Origin of the sequence: Stenotrophomonas maltophilia (genome assembly GCF_001274595.1) — a bacterium.
Lineage (GTDB): Bacteria > Pseudomonadota > Gammaproteobacteria > Xanthomonadales > Xanthomonadaceae > Stenotrophomonas > Stenotrophomonas forensis.
Window position 1 is genome coordinate 4,675,133 of sequence record NZ_CP011010.1, and the last position, 17,239, is coordinate 4,692,371.

14 protein-coding genes are annotated in these 17,239 nt (G+C 68.1%); 5 read left to right on the top strand and 9 right to left on the bottom strand.

The window, feature by feature from the left end; translation table 11 throughout:
* Positions 1–56: 56 nt before the first annotated feature.
* The 8 genes from VN11_RS21155 to VN11_RS21190 all read right to left on the bottom strand — a co-directional run bounded on the left by VN11_RS21155 (position 57) and on the right by VN11_RS21190 (position 8,312).
* Positions 57–611: a hypothetical protein gene (locus VN11_RS21155; protein ID WP_053451154.1), complete on the bottom strand. Its 555-nt coding sequence runs from the start codon at positions 609–611 to the stop codon at positions 57–59.
* A 190-nt stretch (positions 612–801) separates the two neighbouring features.
* Positions 802–2,994, bottom strand: coding sequence for a DNA helicase II (gene uvrD, locus VN11_RS21160; RefSeq protein WP_053451155.1), 2,193 nt, complete (start codon positions 2,992–2,994; stop codon positions 802–804).
* Between the two features lie 9 nt (positions 2,995–3,003).
* Positions 3,004–4,425: an FAD/NAD(P)-binding protein gene (locus VN11_RS21165; protein ID WP_053451156.1), complete on the bottom strand. Its 1,422-nt coding sequence runs from the start codon at positions 4,423–4,425 to the stop codon at positions 3,004–3,006.
* A 45-nt stretch (positions 4,426–4,470) separates the two neighbouring features.
* Entirely contained in the window at positions 4,471–5,889 is a 1,419-nt protein-coding gene (gene cls, locus VN11_RS21170; protein WP_053451157.1) for a cardiolipin synthase, read from the bottom strand.
* A gap of 285 nt (positions 5,890–6,174) precedes the next feature.
* Entirely contained in the window at positions 6,175–6,342 is a 168-nt protein-coding gene (gene rpmG, locus VN11_RS21175; RefSeq protein ID WP_170272460.1) for a 50S ribosomal protein L33, read from the bottom strand.
* A 10-nt stretch (positions 6,343–6,352) separates the two neighbouring features.
* Positions 6,353–6,589 (bottom strand): 50S ribosomal protein L28, encoded by a 237-nt coding sequence (rpmB, locus tag VN11_RS21180; protein ID WP_005411638.1) that lies wholly within the window; start codon positions 6,587–6,589, stop codon positions 6,353–6,355.
* Between the two features lie 237 nt (positions 6,590–6,826).
* On the bottom strand, positions 6,827–7,336 hold the full coding sequence (gene dnaQ / locus VN11_RS21185; protein ID WP_049456343.1) for a DNA polymerase III subunit epsilon: 510 nt from the start codon (positions 7,334–7,336) through the stop codon (positions 6,827–6,829).
* Between the two features lie 82 nt (positions 7,337–7,418).
* Positions 7,419–8,312 (bottom strand): LysR family transcriptional regulator, encoded by an 894-nt coding sequence (locus tag VN11_RS21190; protein ID WP_053451158.1) that lies wholly within the window; start codon positions 8,310–8,312, stop codon positions 7,419–7,421.
* Between the two features lie 108 nt (positions 8,313–8,420).
* Between VN11_RS21190 and VN11_RS21195 the strand changes: the two genes are divergently transcribed.
* From VN11_RS21195 to VN11_RS21215, 5 genes are all read left to right on the top strand, one after another.
* A complete protein-coding gene (locus VN11_RS21195; RefSeq protein ID WP_053451159.1) occupies positions 8,421–8,819 on the top strand; it encodes a RidA family protein in 399 nt (132 codons plus the stop codon).
* A gap of 209 nt (positions 8,820–9,028) precedes the next feature.
* A complete protein-coding gene (locus tag VN11_RS21200) occupies positions 9,029–9,361 on the top strand; it encodes a hypothetical protein (RefSeq protein WP_053451160.1) in 333 nt (110 codons plus the stop codon).
* A gap of 56 nt (positions 9,362–9,417) precedes the next feature.
* On the top strand, positions 9,418–10,671 hold the full coding sequence (locus tag VN11_RS21205; RefSeq protein ID WP_053451161.1) for a TolC family protein: 1,254 nt from the start codon (positions 9,418–9,420) through the stop codon (positions 10,669–10,671).
* Positions 10,668–11,873 (top strand): efflux RND transporter periplasmic adaptor subunit, encoded by a 1,206-nt coding sequence (locus VN11_RS21210; protein WP_053451162.1) that lies wholly within the window; start codon positions 10,668–10,670, stop codon positions 11,871–11,873. The genes VN11_RS21205 and VN11_RS21210 overlap by 4 nt, the downstream gene beginning before the upstream one ends.
* 10 nt (positions 11,874–11,883) lie before the next feature.
* Positions 11,884–15,093, top strand: a complete 3,210-nt coding sequence (locus VN11_RS21215) for an efflux RND transporter permease subunit (protein ID WP_053451163.1) — start codon at positions 11,884–11,886, stop codon at positions 15,091–15,093.
* 133 nt (positions 15,094–15,226) lie between these two features.
* Here VN11_RS21215 and VN11_RS21220 read toward each other — a convergent pair whose 3' ends face one another.
* On the bottom strand, positions 15,227–16,999 hold the full coding sequence (locus tag VN11_RS21220) for a DUF885 domain-containing protein (RefSeq protein WP_053451164.1): 1,773 nt from the start codon (positions 16,997–16,999) through the stop codon (positions 15,227–15,229).
* Positions 17,000–17,239: the final 240 nt, after the last annotated feature.

Sequence of the window (17,239 nt, forward strand, 5' to 3'; positions counted from 1 at the left end):
CTGCTTTCTTTGCGGGTAGAAGCAGTCGAGCAAGCTCGACTCTACCGTTGCTTTGTTCAGGCGATCTGCACCACGCGTGCGTTCTGGCACAGCGGGTAGCTGGCCACGAAGTCAGCGATCGCATCACGCATCGCCTCGAACGATTCGCCATACATGTACAGCGCGGTCTCGGTCGGGCCCTGCCACCAGCTGCAGATCTCGCCGAGGCCGTCGATGTTCTCCGACAGCTGTTCGAACACGTGGTTGGAATCGCACTGCTCGTAGACTTCGTCCGGCAGGGTGAGGCCGTCCAGGTAGATGCCCAGGCCTTCGGTCACGCCGAAGCTGCGGTCGGCCTCGCCTGCGCCCTGCAGCTGCGAACCCTTCGGTGCACCCAGCTGCTCCAGCAGATCGATCAGCTTCGGCACGCCGCTCGCATCGATCAGCGCCACTTCGATATCGCCGTACTCGACCTCGCCCAGGTCGGACATCGCGGTCCCGCCGCCGGTCAGCTCGCCCACCTGGGCCGCCTGCAGCAGCGCATCGAGCGGATCCTCGAACAGTTCATGGCGGTGCTCCGGCTGCAGCCGGGCGTTCAACTTCACGGTGACGTGCAGCGTGGGTTCTGTCATGGGGGCGCTCCTGGAAGGTGTCAGGCCCCATTGTAGAGTCCAAGGTAGCGGCAGGAGCCGCTGCCAACGTCGCTTGCGACGGCCCGAAGGGTGCCGGTCAGGACGACCGGCATAGCTTGCTCGACTGCCTTCCCGCCAGAAGCAGCCGAGCATGGCTCGGCTCTACAGGCTTCCCGCCCCCTGACGGTGATCAGATCACCGTCAGGTTGGCATACGCCATCACCAGCCACTTGCTGCCGGCGTCGGCGAATTCGACCTGAACGCGGGCGTGTGCGCCGCTGCCTTCGTAGTCGGTCACCATGCCTTCGCCGAACTTGGGATGGGTGACCAGTGCGCCGAGCTTGAGCGGCGGTGCCTCGATCGAAGCATGGCCCATCACCCGGCTGCTGCCCAGCGAGGCCGGCCGCGAGACCTGCACCTTCGGGCGGACTTCGTGCAGCAGCTCGCGTGGGATCTCGCGCAGGAAGCGCGACGGCAGGCTGTAGTTGTCCTGGCCGTGGATGCGGCGCGATTCGGCGTAGCTCAGCACCAGCTTCTGGCGCGCACGGGTGATGCCCACGTAGGCCAGGCGGCGCTCTTCTTCCAGCCGACCGCTTTCCTCCAGCGAGCGTGCACTGGGGAACAGGCCTTCTTCCAGGCCGGCCAGGAACACCAGCGGGAATTCCAGGCCCTTGGCCGAGTGCAGGGTCATCAGCTGCACGCCGTCCTCGCCCGCCTGCGCCTGGCCCTCACCGGCCTCCAGCGCGGCATAGGCCAGGAACGCGACCAGCTCGTCCATGTCCTCGCCCACTTCCTCGATGTCGTCGGCGCGGCGCACGAAGCGCGAGGCCACCGAGACCAGTTCGTCGAGGTTGTCGGTGCGCGATTCCGAATCCAGCGCGTTGCGGCTTTCCTTGCTCCAGTGCTCGCGCAGCTGCGAGCGGGCCAGCACGTGGTCCACGCGCTCGGCCAGGGTCATGTGCAGGGTCTGCGCCTGTAGCTCGTTGACCAGCACCAGGAAGCCGGCCAGCGCATTGCGCGCACGTGCGGCCAGCGCGCTGCCCTGGGTGACCAGCATGGTCGCTTCCCACAGCGAGATACCCTGCGCGCGCGCCTCGCGGCGCACTTCGTCCAGCGTGCGGTCGCCGATGCCACGGGTGGGCGTGTTGACCGCGCGCTCGAACGCCGCGTCATCGTTGCGGTTGGACAGCAGGCGCAGGTAGGCCAATGCGTCCTTGATTTCGGCACGCTCGAAGAAGCGCATGCCGCCGTACACGCGGTACGGCACCTGTTCGCTCAGCAGCGCTTCTTCCAGCGCGCGCGATTGCGCGTTGCTGCGGTAGAGCACGGCCACTTCGGTATAGCTGCCACCGTCGCGCACCCACTGGCGCGCGCGCTCGACGATATAGCGCGCTTCGTCCATCTCGTTGTACGCGGCATACAGGTCGATCGGCTCGCCGTCGCCGCTGTCGGTCCACAGCTGCTTGCCGATGCGGTCCGGGTTGTGCGCGATCACCGCGTTGGCGGCGCCGAGGATGTTGGCGGTGGAGCGGTAGTTCTGTTCCAGGCGGATGGTCTGCGCGCCCGGGAAGTCACGCAGGAAGCCCTGCACGTTCTCCACCTTGGCACCGCGCCAGCCATAGATGGCCTGGTCGTCGTCACCGACCACGAACACGTGGCCGGAATCACCGGCCAGCACGCGCACGAAGGCGTACTGGATGGCGTTGGTGTCCTGGAACTCGTCCACCAGGATCTCGCGGAAGCGGGCACGGTAATGCGACAGCAACGCCGGGTTGTCGCGCAGCAGCTCATGCGCGCGCAGCAGCAGCTCGGCGAAGTCGACCAGGCCGGCGCGGTCGCAGCGTGCCTGGTACTCGATATATGCCTGGCGCATGGTTTCCAGCCACGCGTCGTTCGGTTCGGGCTGGATGTGCTGCGGGCGGCGGCCTTCGTCCTTCTGCGCGTTGATCCACCACGCGATCTGCTTGGCCGGATACTTGCCGTCGTCCAGTTCCAGCGCCTGCACCACGCGCTTGACCAGCCGCAGCTGGTCGTCCGAATCCATCACCTGGAAGCCTTCGGGCAGCTTCGCGTCCTGCCAGTGCAGGCGCAGCAGGCGGTTGGCCAGGCCGTGGAAGGTGCCGATCCACATGCCGCGGCTGCCGTTGGGCAGCTGCGCGTCGATGCGGTGGCGCATTTCGCCGGCCGCCTTGTTGGTGAAGGTCACCGCGAAAATGCCGTGGGTCGGCACGCCATCGACTTCATGCAGCCAGGCGATGCGGTGGGTGAGTACGCGGGTCTTGCCGGAACCGGCACCGGCCAGCACCAGGTGGTGGCCGGGGGGAGCGGAGACGGCTTCGCGCTGGGCCGGGTTCAGGCCATCAAGCAGGTGGGAGACATCCATGCCCCCATTTTACGGCATCGCCGTCGCGGCTCCTGCGACCACCTGGGTGGCCAGTGCGTGCGCCTGCTGACGCAGTTCAGGCACGGCCAGGCTTTCCCACAAGCTGCCGATGCGCAGGCTGCCGAGCACGCCCAATCGTGCCTGTGGCTGGCCGCCGGTGGCACACAGGCGATCACCCGGCACCGTGCTGTCCAGGCCCAGCCCGTGCGGGCCAGGGCGGGCCAGCCCATCGGCCTGCAGCTGCTGCAGCAACGGATTGCGCAGCGCGCTGGCACGGGTTTCCACGCCGGTGGCGTTGATCACCCCGCCGATCGTCCACTGCTGTTCATTGCCCGAGGCATCGCGGCCGGACAGCTGCACGGCGCCGCCCTCGCGCCAGACGCGTTGCAGGCGGCTGCGGTGAATGCGCAGCTGGCCGCTGTCCTGCAGCGCCTGCAACTGCGAATCCACTTCTTCGGCGATGCGATGGCGATGCACGTCCCAATAGCGCACCACATGGCGCAGGAAGCGGCGCTGGTCGGCCTCATCGAGGCTGCACCACAGTGCCTGCCCGTGCGGACGGATGCGGTCCATCACGCCCTGCCACGGCACACCTTCGGCCTGTGCCTGCCCGGCAAACTGGCGCAACGCACGCAGGCGCTGGCGCAGGTTCATCGGCAGCAGCGTGGCCGGGTCGAAGCTCGGCAGGCCGCCGTGCGCGTGCGGCAACGGCAGCAGGCCATGGCGCGAGATCACGTGCAGCGGACCGGTGTGGCCAGCGGCGACCAGCGCCAGCACGGTGTCGGCCATGCTCAGGCCGGAACCGACAATGGCCACCGCCTGCTCACCGGCCAGGGTGCGTACGCCGTCGTAGTCCCAGGCCTCGATCACATCGTCGGCAGGCAGCGCATCGGCGCCGGCCACCGGCAGCGGGCGCATGCTGTTACCAGTGGCCAGCACCGCCTGTGCGGCGTGCAGCGTCTGGCCATCGCCCAGCTGCAGCCGGTAACCATGGTCATCCGGCTGCAGGCCCAGCACCGGCTGCGCGATCACCTGCAGCTGCGCCGGGCTTGCCGCGGCGGCATCCTGCAGGCGCTGCTGCAGGTAGGCGGCGAAGTAGTGGCGGCACACGTAGCGCTCGCCCAGCACCTCGCGCGCCTCGCCCGGGTAGGCATTGGCGGCCATCAGGTAGTCGAGGAAATCGCCGGGCGCGTCGGCAAACGCGCTCATCTTCGCCGCCGGCACGTTCAGCAGATGCTCCGGCCACGGCGTGGCATAGGCGATGCCTTGCGCCAGCTGCGAGGCCGGCTCGAAGATGGCCAGCGCCAGCGGCGCACGGGCCTGGCGCAATACCTGGATCGCCACCAGCACCCCGGCCGCACCACCACCGATGATCGCCAGGTCCAGTTCGCCATTACGCGGTGAATCAGTCATGGGCCGATTGTAGGCCATCGGCGATGACAGGCCGGCGTGCCGAAGCGGGCGGTTACTGCGGCCTCACATCAACGCATCGGCCAGGCGTGCGATGCCTTCGCGGCTGCGCCGCCACGTCGGGCGGCTGCGCCACTGCTGCAGGTCCAGCTGCCGCGACTCCCGCAGGTAGCCGTCCTCGATCGCGCACAGCTGCTGGACCAGCGCGCGGTCGTAGCAGATCAGGCCGATTTCGGCATTCAGCGCGAACGAGCGGATATCCATGTTGATCGAGCCAAGCACGGCGATGTCCTCGTCCACGCTCATGTGCTTGGCGTGCAGGAACTGCGGTTCGTACAGGGCGATGCGCACGCCACAGCGCAGCAGCTCGTCGTAGTACGCCTCCTGCGCCCACGAGGTCAGCCGCTGGTTGTTGCTGGCCGACAGGATCAGCTGCACCTGCACGCCGGACAACGCCGCGATGCGCAGCGCGCTCAGCGTGGCTTCGTCGGGCACGAAGTACGGGGTGACCATCACCAGCCGGCGCCGCGCCAGGTGGATCAGTGCTGCCACCGCATCGCGCGCGTTGCTGTACGGATAGGCCGGGCCGCTGGGCAGCAGCTGGGTGGCGATGTCATCGCTGCACTCGGGCACATCGGCGATCACATCCAGGCGCTGGCCGGTTTCCATGTACCAGTCGCTGGCGAACACCGCTTCCAGGTGCGCCACCGCCGGGCCACGCACGCGCGCCACCAGCTCGCGGTTCGGGTGGCCGGGCACGAACCCGGGGCCGGCCAGGTTCTGCGAACCAACGTAGGCCACCTCGTTGTCGATCACTGCGATCTTGCGGTGGTTGCGCAGGTCCATGCGCCCGCTGCGCCGCCAGCGCAGGCCACCGGGCAGCATCGCGCGCACTTCGATGTCGCGCGCTTGCAGGCGCTTGCGGTAGGCGCGCAGGCCGCGCTTGGCGCCCACCGCATCGAGCAGCACGCGGCACTGCACGCCGCGCGCGGCCGCACGCTGCAGCGCCTCGACCACCGCCTCGCCCACCGCGTCGTCGAACATCAGGTAGTACAGCAGGTGCACGCGATCTTCGGCCTGGTCGATGTCGGCGATCAGCGTGTGCAACGATTCGTCGTAGTCGGTCAGCAGGTCGACCGCGTTGCCGTGCACCGGCATGAAATCGCCCTGGCGCTGCACCAGCGGCACGATCTCGGCGCAGGCGGTGTCCGGTTGCGGGGTCCAGCGCAGGCGGTGCTGCAGCGCCTGCTCCTCGCGGATCACCTGCGAGGCCTCGGCCTGGCGGCGGATGCGCTCGCGCGACAGCCACGGGTGGCCGAACAGCAGGTACAGCGGCAGGCCCAGCAGCGGCACGAAGCCGACCAGCAGCAGCCAGCTGCGCGCCGCCCCCGGCGTGGTGCGGGTGGGGATCCAGCACAGCGCGACCAGCCGGATCAGCCAGTCGATCAGCAGCAGGTACGAACCCAGCAACCACTCGAACAGCATCGCGTCGCCCGTCGGGAGGTGATGGGCCATTCTGCCCAGCAGGGTGTGTAGAGTCGAGCTTGCTCGACTGCTTTGAACCAGCGTGCCGACCAAGGTCGACACCTACCGGGTGTGGGGGACAGTGTGCCGACCAAGGTCGACACCTACCGGGTGTGGGGACAGCGTGCCGACCAACGGTCGGCACCCACCACGGCAATGCAGGAAGTACCCACCACCTGGATGCCAGGCATGAAAAAACCCGCCACAAGGGCGGGTTTCTTCGCGGGGACCAGCAATCCTTGCGGATTACTTGATCTTGCCTTCCTTGTACGGGACGTGCTTGCGCACGACCGGATCGTACTTGGAGAATTCCATCTTCCCCGGGGTGTTCTTCTTGTTCTTGTCAGTCGTGTAGAAGTGACCGGTACCGGCGGTCGAAATCATACGGACCTTATCGCGCTTGCCTGCCATGATCGTCTACTCCTCAGACCTTTTCGCCGCGCGCACGCAGCTCAGCCAGAACGGAATCGATGCCGTTCTTGTCGATGGTGCGCAGTGCATGCGCGGAAACACGAAGCTTCACCCAGCGGTTCTCGCTGGCAACCCAGAAGCGGCGCTCGTGCAGGTTGGGCAGGAAACGACGACGGGTCTTGTTGTTGGCGTGCGAGACGTTGTTACCGGTCTGCACTCGCTTGCCGGAAACCTGGCATACGCGGGACATGGCGCACCTCGATAGTAAGTTGTGTCAGCCCGTAGCCCGGGAGACGGCGGCCTCGGTGGTTGCCCACCACACGTCAAGAGAATCAAAGGGTTACGCTGGCGTTGGGCGGCCGGGGACGTGCTCCCGGGGGCGCCGCCCGGTAGAAAACCGGACACAGCGAGCCGCGCATTATGCACGGGTTCAAGCACTTGCGCAAGTTACCCACAGGCTGTGGCTGAACGCGCCCGGTGGCGGGCCTCAACGCAGGTGCGGGATGACCTGGGCCAGCAGATGGGCATCCTTCAACGCACCGTGCAGGCCACGGTTGCCCGGAATGCGCAGGCGCTGCAGTACATCGTCCAGCTTGTTGCCCTGGCCCGGCCAGCGCCCGCGCGCCAGCTTCAGGCTGCAGGTGATGCGGCAATGCTGGGCCAGCGTGCCGGGAATGCCGGACAGGCGCAGCTCGTTGTCCAGGAAACCCACGTCGAAGGTGGCGTTGTGCGCGACCATCTCGCTGCCGCGCAGGAACGCCAGCAGTTCGGCGGCCTTGCTGGAGAACAGCGGCTTGCCCACCAGCATCGCATCGCTGATGCCATGCACGCGCTGTGCGCCCCAGTCGACCTTGCGCTGCGGCTGCAGGTAGGTGTGGAACTGGCGCCCGGTGAGCTGGCCATCGATCAGTTCGACGGCACCGATCTCGATCACGCGATGGCCGAGCCGATGGGAGATGCCGGTGGTTTCGGTATCCAGTGCGACGATGCGGCTCATGCGTGACCAGGTTTCCTGTTGCGTGCCGTGGTGATTTTCGCACGTGCAGCCGCGTGAGCGGATTCGGAAACGTTGCAGATGCTCACCCCAGCACCTCCACTACCCAATCAATGAACACCCGCAGCCGCTGGCTCATGTGCCGGTTCGGCGGAAACATCACATGCATCGGCATCGATGGCAGCTGCCAGTCCTGCAGCACCGGCAGCAGCTCGCCATGCGCCACGTGCGGCGCGGCCATGTAGCTTGGCAGCGCCACCACGCCCAGTCCGGCCAGCGCAGCGGCCAGATAGGCGTTGCCGTCGTCGAAGCCGACCGTGTAGCGGCCCTGCACCTCGATGCGTTCATCGCCACGCTGCGCGCTGAACACCCGGGCCCGGCCACTGCGCGGGCTGAGGAAACCGACCACGTGGTGATCGGGCCCTTCCAGCGCACGCGGGTCGGTCGGCAGGCCGAAGCGCTGCACATAGCCCGGGCTGGCGTGGAAACCGATTGGCAGCGCAGCCAGCGGCCGCGCCACCAGTGCCGGGTCGGCCGGGGTGCCGCCGCGGATCACGCAGTCGACGTTGTCGGCGATGACATCGACCTCGCGGTCGCTGACGCCGATGTCCAGCTGGATCTCCGGGTAGCGCGCCTGGAAATCCGGCAGCGCCGGTACCAGCCGCAACCGCGCGTAAGGCCCGGGCACATCCACGCGCAGGCGCCCACGCGGCTGGATGGCCGCATCGCCCAGCCCGCCCTCCACCTCTTCCAGCTCGGCCAGCAGGCGGGCGATGCGCGGGTAATAGGCCGCGCCATCGGCGGTGACGCTGACCCGGCGCGTGGTGCGGTTGAGCAGGCGCAGCCGCAGGTGCGCCTCCAGCTGCTGTACCAGCTGGGTGACCGTGGTGCGGCTGACCTGCAGGGTGTGCGCGGCGCGGGTGAAGCTGCCGGTCTCCACCACCCGGGCAAACGCCCGCATCGCCTCGAAGCGGTCCATGACAGGCCGTTATTGTTTGGGATTGGCAATCAATCTAGGCCGATCATCACGGTTTATCCAGACAGCGTAGGGGCGGACGATGGCGTTCTCTCCCACGGGATCTTCCCCATGTCACAGCGCGATGTCGTTTTCCCCACCGGGCGCCAGGCCCTGTACGAGCGCAACTGCTACTCGCCGGCGATCCGATCCGACGGCTTCCTGTTCGTTTCCGGCCAGGTCGGCAGCCGCGAGGACGGCTCGCCCGAGCCGGACTTCGAAGCGCAGGTGCGCCGCGCCTTCGACAATCTCAACGCGGTGTTGGCTGCCGCAGGCTGCACGTTCGATGACGTGATCGACGTGACCGTGTTCCTGGTCGATCCGGAAACCAACTTCGAGAAGGCCTGGGCGATCGTGCCCGAGTACTGGGGCGAGGCGCCGCATCCGACCCTGACCGGCATCGGCGTGACCTGGCTGTATGGCTTCCAGTTCGAGATCAAGGTGATCGCGAAGCTGCCCGCAGACCGGTAGTGCCGGCCGCTGGCCGGCAGCATCGAAAGGCGTGTCGACCAAGGTCGACACCCACCAGGGCAGGAAGTCGACACCCACCGGGGCAGGAGGTCGGCACCCACCAGGGCAGGAGGCCCCCCTGCCGCCCACCTGAACGGGAGATTCCGACGAATTCCCGAAGCGGCCATTGATATTGTATCCGGCGAAAACCGCTTGCTAGCCTCCCCTTCATGCGCCGGATCTCCCGCCACCTTCGCTCGTACCTGCTGATGCTGCTGATGGCGGCGTTCGTGGTCGTGCCGGTGGCCGACGCGCTGGCGTGCACGGTGGAACCGCACGCCAGCACGGTGCACGTGGAGTCCGCGCCGGATTCCGATGGCGATGCCGACGGCAAGCATGTCGGTGCCTGTGGCCACAACCACTGCCACCACTCCAACCTGAGCCTGCCGGCACACACGCTTGCCGCCTTCGGCGCGCCGCTGCCGGCGCGCTGGATGAATGCAGGCGATGCGGCGACCTATGCGGTCGCCCAGGATGAATTGACGCGTCCTCCCCGGGCGTGAGTTGAGCGCGTCCCGCGATTGCGGGCTCCCGTTTCACTCACAACCGGAATCCCCCTATGTCGATCCTGACACCTCGGTCGCCGCGCGCGGCCAGGCTGGTCGTCGCTGTGCTGCTGGGCCTGGCCCCGGCGGCATCGGTGATGGCGCAAGCCGCCCCTTCCTACGACACCCTGCTTGAACGCCTGGACCAGCTGCCCGGCACCCGTGTGGGCACGGCACTGGCCGAGGCCGCCGATGCGCGCGCCGACCAGGCCCGTGCGTTGCCCAACCCTTCCCTTTCCTACTCGGCCGAAAATGCCTGGGGCACCGGCTCCTATGGCGGCATGGGCAAGGCCGACACCGTGCTCACCCTGTCCCAGCCGCTGGAGGTCTGGGGCCAACGAGGCGCGCGCGTCCGGGCCGCCCGGGCCGAGGCACAGGCCGCTGCCCTGCGTGGTTCGCAGAGCCGCAGTGATGTCGCCAGTCAACTGGCGGTGGTCTACGCACAGGCGGAAAGTGCATTGCGTCGTTACACCCTCGCCAGCGAAGCGCTCGCGCTGACCCGCGATGATGCGGCCGCCGTCAACGCGATGGTCAAGCAGGGACGCGAACCGCAGCTGCGCGCGGTGCAGGCGCAGAGCGAAGTGGCCAATGCCACGGCGTCGCTGGATGAAGCACAGGCGTTCCGCGACGCGGCGCTGGCGCGGCTGGCCGGTGCCGCGTTGCTGGATGCGCCGGTGCAGTCGATCGACAACAGCCTGCTCGACCGCGCCCCGCCGCTGCCGCGTGGCGCCACCGACGCCGCACTGGCGGTGCGTATCGCCGAAGCGGAAGCCGATGCGGCCGGCAAGCTGGTCGAGGTGGAGCGCAAGCGCGCCCTGCCCGACCTCAGCGTCACTGCCGCGCAGACCCGCTTCCGCGAAGGTGGCGAGCGTGCCTACAACCTCGGGGTCAGCCTCAGCATCCCGCTGTTCGACCGCAACCGCGGTGGCATCCGCGCCGCCAATGCCGACCAGCGCGCGGCCGAGGCACGCCTGGACCAGCAGCGCCGCGACAGCGAGGCCGAACGCCTGTCCGCCGTGGCCGGGCTGAAGGCGGCCGGCAGCCGTACCCGCGCCGCCGATGAAAGCGTGGTCGCCGCCGAAGAGGCGTATCGCCTCGCACGCGTCGGCTTCGACGCCGGACGCATCTCGCAGCTGGAACTGCGCAGCACGCGCAGCGCTCTCATCGCCGCCCGCGGCACCGCCGTGGACGCGCGCCTGTCGCGCGTCGGCGCCGAAATCGATCTTGCCCGCCTGGAAGGGCGCGCACCCTTTGTGGAGGCCCCATGACTCTCTCCCGTTCCTTCCCCCTGATCGGCGGCCTCCTGCTGACCGTGTTCCTGGCCGGCTGCGCCGGCAATGCGCAGACGCCCGAAGCGGCCGACGCCACCGCCGCCAAGGCCGGTACCGACGATGGCCACGGCCACGCCGCCGACAGCAAGGAAGCCAAGGCAGAAGCGGCCAAAGCACCCGCCGACGCCGATGAAGGCGTAGTGCAGCTGACCCCGGAACAGATCAAGGCGTCCGGTATCGAGGTGGTCGCCGTCGGCCGCGGCGGTGGCGGTTCGACCCGCCTGTCCGGCCGGGTCGAACCGTCGGTAGGCGCACGTGCCTCGGTCGCCTCCACGGTGACCGGCCGCGTCGAACGCGTGCTGGTCGCGCCGGGCACGGCGGTGAAGCAGAACCAGGCGCTGGCCATCGTGGTCAGTGGCGAAGCTGCGGTGTTCCGCGCCAATGCGCTGGCTGCGTCGGCCGAAGCCGAGGCCGCGCGCCTGGCCTATGGCCGCGACAAGGCACTGGTCGACCAGGGCGTGGTCGCCCGCCAGGAGCTGGAAGCCTCGCGCGCCCGCTCGCTGGCGGCACAGGCCCAGGCTGCGGCCGCACAGGCCCAGGCCGCCGCCAACGGTGCGCCCGATGCCAGTGGCCGCGTGCGCATCACCAGCCCGGTGGCCGGCATCGTCGGCAACGTGCAGGTCACTCCCGGTGGCGTGGTTGCCGCCGGCAGCGCGGTGGCCGACGTCGCCGATCCGGCGATGAACGAGCTGGTGTTCACCGCGCCGCCGGCGCTGGCCGCGCAGGTCACGCCGGGCATGACGCTGGAAGTGAGCGTGCCGGGTGGCAGCTTCACCGCCACCGTTACCGGTTCGGCCGCCGATGTGCGCCAGCAGGGCGGTGTGGCGGTGATCCGTGCCACGCCGGTGGACGCTTCGCTGCCGCCGGCCGGTTCGCCGGTCTCGGCGGTGGTGGTTACCGAGGGCCAGGACGGTTCGCTCAGCGTGCCCGCCGATGCGGTGCAGAACGTTGATGGCAGCAGCGCGGTGTTCGTTGCCGTCGACGGCGGCTTCAAGGCACAGCCGGTACTGGCCGGGCGTCGGGCCGGCGACCGCATCGAGATCCTCGGCGGGCTGACCGGCAGCGAGCGCATCGTCGGCGCCAACGCCTTCCTGCTCAAGGCCGAACTGGCCAAGGGCGAAGCCGAGCACGGCCACTGAGGAGGCGACCATGTTCAAGCTGATCATTGAAACAGCGGTGCGCCACCGCTGGCTGGTGGTGTTCATGGCGGTGCTGATCGCTGCCGTGGGCCTGTTCCAGCTGGGCAAGCTGCCGATCGACGCGGTGCCGGACATCACCAACCGCCAGGTGCAGATCAACACGGTGGCACCGGCGCTGACCCCGGAACAGATCGAACGGCAGGTGACCTACCCGCTGGAAACCGCGCTGGCCGGCATTCCCGGCCTGACCACCACGCGCTCGCTGTCGCGCAATGGCTTCTCGCAGGTCACCGCGATCTTCACCGATGCGACCGACATCTACTTCGCCCGCCAGCAGGTGGCCGAGCGTATGCGCGAAGCATCCGAAGACCTGCCCGATGGCGCGTCGCCGATGCTGTCGCCGGTCACCACCGGCCTCGGCGAAGTGCTGATGTGGACGGTGGACTTCACCACCTTCGATCCGGCCAGGCTGGCCAAGCCCGGTGAAGCGGGCTGGCAGGCCGGCGAGGTCTACCGCACGCCGGAAGGCAACCTGCTGCGCACGCCGGAAGAACGCGCCACCTACCTGCGCACCGTGCAGGACTGGATCATCGCGCCGCAGATGCGTTCCAGCCCGGGGCTGGCCGGCGTCGATACGGTCGGCGGCTACGTCAAGGAGTACGGCGTGCATCCGGACAGCGCGCGGCTGGCCGCACATGGCCTCGGCCTGGCCGACCTGGTCACCGCGCTGCAGCGTTCCAACGTGCAGGCCGGTGCCGGTTTCGTGCAGCGTGCCGGCGAAGGCCTGGTGGTGCGTGCCGATGGCCTGGCGCTGACCACCGAGGACCTGGCACAGGCCCCGGTGGCCACCCGCAATGGCGTGGTGGTGCGCGTGGCCGATGTGGCCGAAGTCGAACTTAGCCGCGCACCACGCCTGGGCGCAGCCAGCCGCAATGGCCATGAAGCCGTGCTGGGTACCGCGCTGATGATTGCCGGCGGCAACAGCCGCACCGTGGCGCAGGCCGCTGCCGCACGCCTTGAACAGGTGAACACATCGCTGCCGGCCGACATCGTGGCGGCACCGGTGCTGGACCGCAGCGTGCTAGTCAATTCCACCATCAAGACCGTGGCCAAGAACCTCACCGAGGGCGCGCTGCTGGTGGTGGTGGTGCTGTTCCTGCTGCTGGGCAACCTGCGTGCGGCGACGATCACCGCGCTGGTGATTCCGCTGTCGTTCCTGTTCGCGGTGATCGGCATGAACCGCTTCGGCATCAGCGGCAACCTGATGAGCCTGGGCGCACTGGACTTCGGCATCCTGGTGGACGGTGCGGTCATCGTGGTCGAGTCGACCCTGCTGATGCTGGGCCAGCGCCGCGCCGAACTGGGCCGTGCGCTGACCGCGATGGAACGGCTGCGCGTGGCCGCCGATTCGGCCATGAAGATGGCGCGCCCTGCGGCCTTCGGCCAGTTGATCATCCTGCTGGTGTTCGCGCCGATCCTCACCCTGGAAGGCGTGGAGGGCAAGACCTTCCACCCGATGGCGGCCACCTTCATGCTGGCCCTGGTCGGTGCCTTCATCTTCTCCTTCACCTTCGTGCCGGCGATGGCCGCGCTGCTGGTGCGCGAGCCGAAGGTGAAGGACGGCGATGCGCATGCGAACGACGGTGAGCACGAGACCAAACTGATCCGCGTGCTGCGTGCGCGCATCGAACCGGTGGTGCGCAAGGCCGTGGCGCATCCGCGCACGGTGCTGGCCGGTGCGGTGATGATGGTGGTGGTGGGCATCGGTTCGTTCTCGCTGCTGGGCCGCGAGTTCATGCCGACGCTGGACGAAGGCAACGTGGCGATGCAGGCCCTGCGCGTGCCGTCGACTTCGCTGGAGCAGTCGCTGGCGATGCAGCTGGCACTGGAAAAGGCGATTGCCAAGCAGCCGGAAGTAGAAACCGTGTTCTCGCGCACCGGTACCGCCGAGGCGGCCATCGATCCGATGCCGACCAACATCTCCGACAGCGTGATCGTGCTGAAGCCACGAAAGGACTGGCCGGATCCGACGCTGGGCAAGGACGCGCTGGTGGCACGCTTCGAAACGCTGGCCGGGCAGCAGCTGGGCAACAGCTTCGAGTTCAGCCAGCCGATCGAGCTGCGCTTCAACGAGCTGATTTCCGGCGTGCGTACCGACCTGGCGGTGATGATCTTCGGCGATGACTTCAGCCAGCTGCAGAAGGTGGCCGACCAGGTGGCGTTGAAGCTGCGTGCGGTGGAGGGCGCGGCCGACGTGCGGGTGGAGCAGATCTCCGGCCTGCCCACGCTGAACGTGGCCATCGACCACGTGGCGGCGGCGCAGTACGGGCTGACCGCGGCGGATGTGAGTGATGCGCTGTCCACCGGCATTGGTGGTACGGCAGCCGGCAAGATCTTCGAAGGTGATCGCCGCTTCAACGTGGTGGTGCGCCTGGACGATGCCTCGCGCAACGATCCGGACCAGCTGGCTTCGTTGCCGATCGCTACGCCGTCGGGACTGGTGATTCCGCTGTCGTCGGTCGCGCGCATCACGGTCAGCGAAGGACCGAACCAGATCAGCCGCAACAACGGCAGCCGCCGCGTGGTGGTGCAGGCCAACGTACGCGGGCGTGACCTGGGCGGCTTCGTCGGCGAGGCACAGGCGGCGGTGGCCGACGTGGCACTGCCTCCGGGCGCCTACCTGACCTGGGGTGGCCAGTTCGAGAACCTGCAGCGCGCGGAGAAGCGGCTGGCAACGGTGGTGCCGGTGGTGTTCCTGCTGATCGGCAGCCTGCTGTTCATGGCCCTGCGCAGCGGCAAGGAAGCCATTCTGGTGTTCAGCTGCGTGCCGTTGGCGCTGGTCGGCGGCATTCTCGCGCTGCTGCTGCGTGGCATGCCGTTCTCGGTGTCGGCGGCGGTCGGCTTCATCGCCGTCTCCGGCGTGGCCACCTTGAATGGGCTGGTGCTGATGCAGGCGATCCGCGAGCGCCTGGATGCCGGTGACCTGCCGCTGCAGGCGGCGATCAATGGTGCGTCGAGCCGCATCCGCGCGGTGCTGACCACGGCGCTGGTGGCGATCGTCGGTTTCATTCCGATGGCGATCGCCAGTGGCTCCGGTGCGGAGGTGCAGAAGCCGCTGGCGACGGTGGTGATCGGTGGCCTGATCACCGCCACCGTGCTGACCCTGCTGGTGCTGCCGACCTTCGCGGCACGGGTGGCCAAGCCAAGGGCGGTGGGGTGAAACATGACGGGGTCGGATCCTGCGATCCGAACCCGTTCTCCGATCCCCGGTAGTGCCGGCCGCTGGCCGGCAATGTCGAACGATTGCAGTGCGTGCAGGTTGCCGGCCAGCGGCCGGCACTACCTTGGAGCGGTCAGGCCTTCTTGCGTTCGGCGATGTAGGCCTGGATCTGCTGTTCCAGCACCGGCAGCGGCACCGAGCCCTGCTTGAGCAGGGTGTCGTGGAAGCCCTTGATGTCGAACTTGTCGCCCAGTTCCTTCTCGGCCTGCGCGCGCAGGCGCACGATGGCGATCTCGCCCAGCTTGTAGCTCAGCGCCTGGCCCGGCCAGGAGATGTAGCGGTCCACTTCGGTGGTCACTTCATGCTCGCTCAGCGCGGTGTGGTCACGCAGGTAGGCCAGTGCCTGCTCGCGGGTCCAGCCCTTGCTGTGCACGCCGGTGTCGATCACCAGGCGCGCGGCGCGCCACATTTCGTAGGTCAGGCGGCCAAAATCCTCGTACGGGGATTCGTAGATGCCCATCTCCACGCCCAGCTTCTCGCAGTACAGCGCCCAGCCTTCGCCATAGGCGGAGATGTAGGCGTTGCGGCGGAACTCGGGCAGGTTCTTCTGCTCGGCGGCGATGGCGCCCTGCAGCGCGTGGCCCGGATCGGATTCATGCAGGGTCAGCGCCGGCAGGTTGTACAGCGGGCGCGATGGCAGGTTGTAGGTGTTGAGCCAGTAGGTGCCCATGCCACCACGCCCGGCGGTCCAGAACGGTGCGATGTCCGGCGGCACCGGCACGATGGTGAAGCGCGCGCGCGGCAGCGTCATGTACTTGCCCAGCTGGCCGTCTGCCCGCTTGGAGATCCACGCCGCGCGCGACAGCAGCTCTTCCGGCGTCTTCGCATAGAACTGCGGATCGGTACGCAGGAAGGTCAGGAACTCGGCGAAGCTGCCCTTGAACTTCACCTGCTTGATGATGTCGTTCATCTCGCCCTGGATGCGCTCGACTTCACCCAGGCCGATGCGGTGGATCTCGTCCGGCGACAGGTCCAGCGTGGTGTATTCGTGGATCTGCTGCTTGTAGTACGCCTTGCCGGCCGGCATCGCTTCGGCGGCCAGGGTGGTGCGCGCCTGCGGCACGTACTCGCTGACGAAGAAGGTGCGCAGCTGCTGGAACGCCGGCACCACCTTGCCACTGATCGCTTCGCGCGCCTGCGCCTGCAGCCTGGCCTGCTCGGCGGCCGGAATGCTGTTGGGCAGCTTCTTGAACGGCGCGTACAGCGGCGATTCGGTCGGGTCCTTCAGTTCGGCAACGGTGGCGATGGACACCTCGCGGCCATCGAGCACGGCACGCGGCACGCTGAAACCTCGCTTCAGGCCGACGCGCATGTTCTCGGTCTGCTGGCCGAAGTAGCGCGGCACGTCATTCAGGCGTGCGATGTAGTTCTGGTAGTCCTGCACGGTCTTCATCTCGCGCCGGGCCATGAAGGACAGGTTCGACCAGAACGAGGAGTCGGCGTTGAACGGCATCTCGTAGCCGCGCAGGCGCACCTCTTCGGCCAGGTTGAACACCTGGTCGCGGTAGATCGCGTAGTTGACCTGGTTGTCGGCCGACAGGGTCTTCGGGTCGATCTTCTTCAGCGCGGCCAGGGTCTCGTCCCACACCTTCAGGCGTGCCTGCTGCGCGGCCGGGCCGACGTCGGGCATGCGGGTGGCATTGGCCGGGGCATCTTCGTCCTCACTGGCCTCACCGCCGCCGTCCTGGCGCCACTTCCATTCCTTCTCGTACACCGCACGGAAGGCGGCGTCGGCGGGCGATTCGGTGGCCACGCTGGCAGGTGCAGCGGTGGCGGGCGGCGCGGCCAGGGCCACGGCGGGGGCGGACAGGGCAATCAGCAGGGCAACGGCAAGACGGGTTTTCACGAGCACAGGTTCCCGGGAAGGCAGACCCCGATCATGGCACCGCCCACCGCCCGTGGCATGGGACGAAGGTCCTGCCTGGGCCGTGCCTGGTAGCTGCCGACCTTGGTCGGCGCTGGCTTTCCCCGTGTGCCAACCAAGGTTGGCAGCTACCCGGCAAGGCTGCCGGGCATGTGGTAGATCCACGCCATGCGTGGATGCGCCGGGCCCGGATACACATGTGCCGACCAAGGTCGGCACCCA

What these genes read in the sequence shown, in the direction of transcription:
- VN11_RS21155 (WP_053451154.1), bottom strand. Translation starts at nt 611, where the DNA reads ATGACAGAACCCACGCTGCACGTCACCGTGAAGTTGAACGCCCGGCTG.
- uvrD (WP_053451155.1), bottom strand. Translation starts at nt 2,994, where the DNA reads ATGGATGTCTCCCACCTGCTTGATGGCCTGAACCCGGCCCAGCGCGAA.
- VN11_RS21165 (WP_053451156.1), bottom strand. Translation starts at nt 4,425, where the DNA reads ATGGCCTACAATCGGCCCATGACTGATTCACCGCGTAATGGCGAACTG.
- cls (WP_053451157.1), bottom strand. Translation starts at nt 5,889, where the DNA reads ATGCTGTTCGAGTGGTTGCTGGGTTCGTACCTGCTGCTGATCGACTGG.
- rpmB (WP_005411638.1), bottom strand. Translation starts at nt 6,589, where the DNA reads ATGTCCCGCGTATGCCAGGTTTCCGGCAAGCGAGTGCAGACCGGTAAC.
- dnaQ (WP_049456343.1), bottom strand. Translation starts at nt 7,336, where the DNA reads ATGAGCCGCATCGTCGCACTGGATACCGAAACCACCGGCATCTCCCAT.
- VN11_RS21190 (WP_053451158.1), bottom strand. Translation starts at nt 8,312, where the DNA reads ATGGACCGCTTCGAGGCGATGCGGGCGTTTGCCCGGGTGGTGGAGACC.
- VN11_RS21195 (WP_053451159.1), top strand. Translation starts at nt 8,421, where the DNA reads ATGTCACAGCGCGATGTCGTTTTCCCCACCGGGCGCCAGGCCCTGTAC.
- VN11_RS21200 (WP_053451160.1), top strand. Translation starts at nt 9,029, where the DNA reads ATGCGCCGGATCTCCCGCCACCTTCGCTCGTACCTGCTGATGCTGCTG.
- VN11_RS21205 (WP_053451161.1), top strand. Translation starts at nt 9,418, where the DNA reads ATGTCGATCCTGACACCTCGGTCGCCGCGCGCGGCCAGGCTGGTCGTC.
- VN11_RS21210 (WP_053451162.1), top strand. Translation starts at nt 10,668, where the DNA reads ATGACTCTCTCCCGTTCCTTCCCCCTGATCGGCGGCCTCCTGCTGACC.
- VN11_RS21215 (WP_053451163.1), top strand. Translation starts at nt 11,884, where the DNA reads ATGTTCAAGCTGATCATTGAAACAGCGGTGCGCCACCGCTGGCTGGTG.